Annotated in this window: 6 protein-coding genes; 1 reads left to right on the forward strand and 5 read right to left on the reverse strand. The window is 27.4% G+C overall.

Going from position 1 to position 4816, the window contains the following annotated elements; translation table 11 throughout:
• Positions 1-207: 207 nt before the first annotated feature.
• A complete protein-coding gene (locus tag MC378_RS15060) occupies positions 208-837 on the reverse strand; it encodes a hypothetical protein (RefSeq protein ID WP_242179633.1) in 630 nt (209 codons plus the stop codon).
• Positions 838-1039: 202 nt separating this feature from the next.
• On the reverse strand, positions 1040-1861 hold the full coding sequence (locus MC378_RS15065) for a hypothetical protein (RefSeq protein WP_242179634.1): 822 nt from the start codon (positions 1859-1861) through the stop codon (positions 1040-1042).
• 104 nt (positions 1862-1965) lie between these two features.
• Between MC378_RS15065 and MC378_RS15070 the strand changes: the two genes are divergently transcribed.
• Positions 1966-2130, forward strand: a complete 165-nt coding sequence (locus MC378_RS15070) for a hypothetical protein (RefSeq protein ID WP_242179635.1) — start codon at positions 1966-1968, stop codon at positions 2128-2130.
• A gap of 54 nt (positions 2131-2184) precedes the next feature.
• Here MC378_RS15070 and MC378_RS15075 read toward each other — a convergent pair whose 3' ends face one another.
• The 3 genes from MC378_RS15075 to MC378_RS15085 form a co-directional block, all read right to left on the reverse strand.
• A complete protein-coding gene (locus MC378_RS15075) occupies positions 2185-2769 on the reverse strand; it encodes a GNAT family N-acetyltransferase (protein ID WP_242179636.1) in 585 nt (194 codons plus the stop codon).
• Positions 2770-2956: 187 nt separating this feature from the next.
• Positions 2957-4138 (reverse strand): AlbA family DNA-binding domain-containing protein, encoded by a 1182-nt coding sequence (locus tag MC378_RS15080; RefSeq protein WP_242179637.1) that lies wholly within the window; start codon positions 4136-4138, stop codon positions 2957-2959.
• 367 nt (positions 4139-4505) lie between these two features.
• A complete protein-coding gene (locus MC378_RS15085; protein WP_242179638.1) occupies positions 4506-4742 on the reverse strand; it encodes a hypothetical protein in 237 nt (78 codons plus the stop codon).
• Positions 4743-4816 lie beyond the last annotated feature (74 nt).

Below are 4816 nucleotides of genomic sequence, written 5' to 3' on the forward strand. Positions count from 1 at the left end.
ATAAAACAATGTCAAAATACTTAATTACTGTTTCTTCTTTCATTCCTTTGAGTGTGATTGGTAAATGGTTGCCAACGTGTTTGTGTAATGAAAGTTGCGATTTTTGTGAACGGCTATTTTCCGCAGGAAAATTGAAGTGAGTAAAAATGCAACTACTTTTATTTAAGCACTAATTTAGCAATTTTTACTACACGGTGTTGGCAAACGTTATTTATTATTTCCTAAATTTCTATATTTACTGATATAAAAAAGGCAACCTAAAATTCCGAATATTATTATTCCAATATTTGCATTTCCTGTATTCCAGTTGTTGTAGACATATTTAATTCCTAAAACTCCAGAAATTATGTAAATAAAAAACAATATTTTTCCAATATTAGATTTATAATGTTTTTCTTCTCTGTCTATTATTAATTCATTTTTTGTGCCTTTAATTTTATTTTCATTCAGATTTTCAATTCTTTTTTTAAATGTAAATAAGAAATTTTCAAATTCATCTTTTTCAGGATTCCAATTTGGAAGTCTCATAACAGTAATAACTTCTGAAGGATTGTAAATCTTAAAATAACTATATTGAAATTCAGTTCTATATTTCCAACTTTCAATATCTTCTATGTTAACAGATTCATTTTTTTGCATTGTCAAAATTGGTTTCTCAACCCACAAGAATTCCACTTTTTTATTTGATAATGTAATTTGTGCTTTTCCGAATGTTAATTTAGAAGCAATTAAATAAGATATTATAAACGTTGAAATTGTAAATAAAAATGCTGGAATAGATTCCATTATTCCAACTAATTTCATTCCCGTAATTCCAATAACAAGAATTAAGGTCAAAAGTATAGTTATGAAATAAAAAATTGAAATCGTTCTAAATTTGTATTCCATTTTTATGTTTGCCAACGTGTTTGTGTATGATTAGTTGCGTGTTTTAAGCACTAAAGTTAGTAAATAAATCACAGATAGAAAGTCCGCGAGGACTTTCGTAAATTGGCTGAAACCAAGCAATTAATTATACACGGTGTTGCCACACGTTTTTTTATTTCCAATAACTTATTTTTCTCGTTTCAACGTATATTGGAATAAATTCGTTTGAATTAATGAAATGTTCTTTCATTGATACTTTTTTCTTAATCCAATTTCCATTTCCGTCAAATTCATATTCAAAGTTCAATTCACGATTTAATTTTGAATCTTCAAATTCCTTTGAATTAATTGTATTATAAAGTTTGTCAAACTCTGTTATGTTGTTAATCTTCTTTTTTAAATCTTCTAATATTGTATATGATGTTCTTTTAGAGATTCGTTTCTCTTTCCATTCCGTTTCGCTTATCATTTCTACCCATTCTGTCTTTAATGAAGTTTCAATAAGATTGTTATTCTCATATTTATACAGATTAGTTGTCATTGGTTTTTCGTTTCCTTTTTCTTTCTGAACAGCAAGTTTTATTTTACCATTATGGTCAAAATCATATTCGTAATTTATTTCTGTAGTATCTTTTCTTTTTTTAATAGAAATTTGTTTGATTGGATAATCATTATCCTCAAAGTAGGTAATCATTTTATAGTTAACAGAATCATTCACAAATGCAGTTATTTCACTCGTTTTTTTTATTGAGTCATATTCAGCAGTTTGAATAATTTTTGAATTGTCTGATTTACTAATTGAAACACTTTTTATAAACTTCTGGTTTTTGTTATAGTCAATAAAATTTGTTTGGACTACTTTTCCATAATTATCAAAATATTCAGCTTTTTTTAATTCTCCAAAATCGGTATATTCTTCTATTTTTTTAAGTATCAATTTATCCTCTTTTTCGTTTTTTTGAAAAGTGGTTTTGAAATATTCAATTTTTTTCACTTTTCCGTATAAGTTTTTTTCTCGCAAAGAGTTTTCAAAGTCTGAATAAACCGGTTGTAATTCAATTTTTAATTCTGTTTTTTTCTGACATTCAATTAAAAAAAATGTCAATAAAGTCAGGAGATAAATCTTTTTCAATATTTTCGGTTTTTAATGTGTGGCAACGTGTTTGTGTTATGGAAAGTTGCGATTTTTATGTGCGAGGAATTTCCAACGGAAATTCAGAAGTACGTAAAAATGCAACGAACTTTGGTAAAGCACTAATTTAGCAATTTTTTATACACGGTGTTGGCAAATCGTTTTTTTATTTCAAATTTTAATTCTTATAAATTTAATTCATAAAGATTAGATTTCTTAAGTTCCTTTTTATGATATTTTCCAAATTCTCCAAGAACTTTTTTAAAGTTTAAATTTTTCAAAATGTTCTCTGATTTTATATTTTCCAAGTCAACAAAAGCTTGAACTTTCGAAATTTTCATTTTTTTCATAAATTCTAAAACTGCAATTATAGAATTTGTCATTAGTCCTTTTCCTTGTTGAGTTCTTTTTAACCAATATGTAATTGTCCATTCTTCAGAACCAGTATTTGCTAAAGGAGAATCCAATACAATATAACCAACAGCATATTTATCTTCAGCACTTCTTATGCATAACATTAATCCTTCTTTAAAAATTGGTTTTCCTAAAATTTCAACTACTTTTTTCATTGCGTCTTTTGGAGATTCAGGATAAACATCTGGTAAAAATCTTTCAATTTCAGAATCTTGACTAACTCCATAATACCATTCTGCTTCGTATTCGATTGCTTTATCTACTAAATGAGTTATTATAACGTGTTCATTTAAATTAATAAAGGGAGGTTTTTCAAATATTTCAGAATATGCTTTTATATCTTTTTCATATTTCATATTTTCTCAAGTTTTTTAGAATTTCAGATTTTGAGTGAGTAATGTTTGCCAACGTGTTTGTATATGGTTTGTTGCGTGGTTTAAACACCTAATTTAGCAAATACAAACCGAATAGAAAATCCGCGAGGATTTTCGTAAGTAGGCTAGAACTAGCAATAAATTATATACGGTGTTGGCAAATCGTATTTTATTCAATGACCTTGATTATTAATTGGTCTTCAATAGGCTTGCTCAGGTTTTTTCCAAATATTTTAATTTTTACTATTTTTTCAGCTTTGTTTAATTTTGGATTTATTGCAATTCTTAAATCTACTTTTAGTCCATTCTCACTTATTTGATGTTTTAAATCTCCTAGGTTTTCAAGTATTAGATATTCCGTTTCAGTTTCTATAACTTCTGGATAATTCATACTTTCCCAAGATGGCGGATTTAGTTCATATTTTAAAGATATAATACTATTTGAATTATCTGGTTTAGAATAAATTTTGTCGGCAATATATAATCCTTCTTTTTCAATTTTTAGTTCAATCGAGGCGTCTTCTAGATATTCGGTATCATCATTTAAAATTCTAAAGTTAAACTTATGTGCTTTAACTTCGAAAAGATAATGTAAATCATCTTCTCGATAAGTTTCTGCTACATTTTCTAAATTTCCTTCTAATGTTTTAATACTTCTATTTTCATAAGGTGTTCCACCTAACATTGGAATGTCTTGGTCAAAAAATGACACAAACATTCCTTCGGTTTTTTTTAATTTCTCTTTTTTTTCTAAAAGTATTTTATTGATTTTTTCTGCTGCTTTATCTGATGGATAATCTCCGTTACTTAATGTCTTGAGCGCAATTGACTTTTGATTTATTTCATCAAAATAAGTATGAATTTTACCTTTAAATCTCTTTTCAGTTATTTTCTTTTCGGTGTAAAAGTCAAAATCTTTTCTTGTTAATCTTGTTTGATGCGAACCTTTTCTAATAAAAGCCTCTCCAATTCTTAATTTACCAAAATCCTTTTTCATCATATATGGTCGGTCAATGGAATCAAAGATTTTAAATACTCCGAGAGTTTTATTTTGAAACTGATAAGAAACGTAAGAAAAGTTTAATTCTGGTTCAATATTGTTGTGGACTAGTTGTTGGTAGGTGGCTTCGTCAATAAAATCTTCTGTGATACCTAAAATATCTCTATTTCCATTTCCTAATAACTTAACACCAACTATTATATATTTATCAGCATCTGTTTTAGCATTAGCCATAGACATTAAATCTTTCAGTAAATCTTGAAACTTGACTTTTTGATATTGAATTGCCTTAAAATCCAATTCAGTATTTTCATTTTCAAATTCTATTATGTCGTCAAGGTTTTCTGTCATATGTTTGCCAACGTGTTTGTGTAATGAAAGTTGCGATTTTTGTGAACGGCTATTTTCCGCAGGAAAATTGAAGTGAGCAAAAATGCAACAGCTTTTAGTTAAGAACTAATTTAGCAATTTTTACTACACGGTGTTGGCATTTCGTTGTTTTTATTCCGAGTTATTCTTATTCGGCTTAATTCAGTTTTTTTGTTTTCCAGCGTTTGAGTGAATTCGGTAAGCCTATTATTTCTCAAATTTTTTCAATTCCGATTGAGAGAGTAATTCCGTTTCTTGCTAAATTCCTAATTCAATATAGATTTTGCTTTTCAGTTCAGTTTAAGATTCCTCAAACAAACTAAAATTCCGACATAATTTTATTTATTATTTAGTCAGATTTAGTTTTTTTGTTTTCCTTCTTTTCTCTAATAAATATTTTAACCAAAGCAGCAATAAGTAGAAGTGCGGAAACTAATGTTAACCAAAAATTAAATGATCCAACACTTTTTTTTATATAACCAAAATTCAATATGTTTAAACTCATAGCCATTATAACAAATATTAAGCCTAAATTTCTTTTAATCATAATTTCTACATTTTGAGTACTTTCGTCAATGAATGCCAACGAGTTTGTGTTATTGAAAGTTGCGTTTTACGTGAACGGCTATTTTCCGCAGGAAAATAGAAGTTTACAAAAAA

It is taken from the genome of Polaribacter marinus (genome assembly GCF_022662535.1).
Classification (GTDB): Bacteria; Bacteroidota; Bacteroidia; order Flavobacteriales; family Flavobacteriaceae; genus Polaribacter; species Polaribacter marinus.

Coding starts and splice junctions, on each gene's coding strand:
- MC378_RS15080 (WP_242179637.1), bottom strand. CDS start 4,138: ATGACAGAAAACCTTGACGACATAATAGAATTTGAAAATGAAAATACT.
- MC378_RS15075 (WP_242179636.1), bottom strand. CDS start 2,769: ATGAAATATGAAAAAGATATAAAAGCATATTCTGAAATATTTGAAAAA.
- MC378_RS15070 (WP_242179635.1), top strand. CDS start 1,966: ATGTCAATAAAGTCAGGAGATAAATCTTTTTCAATATTTTCGGTTTTT.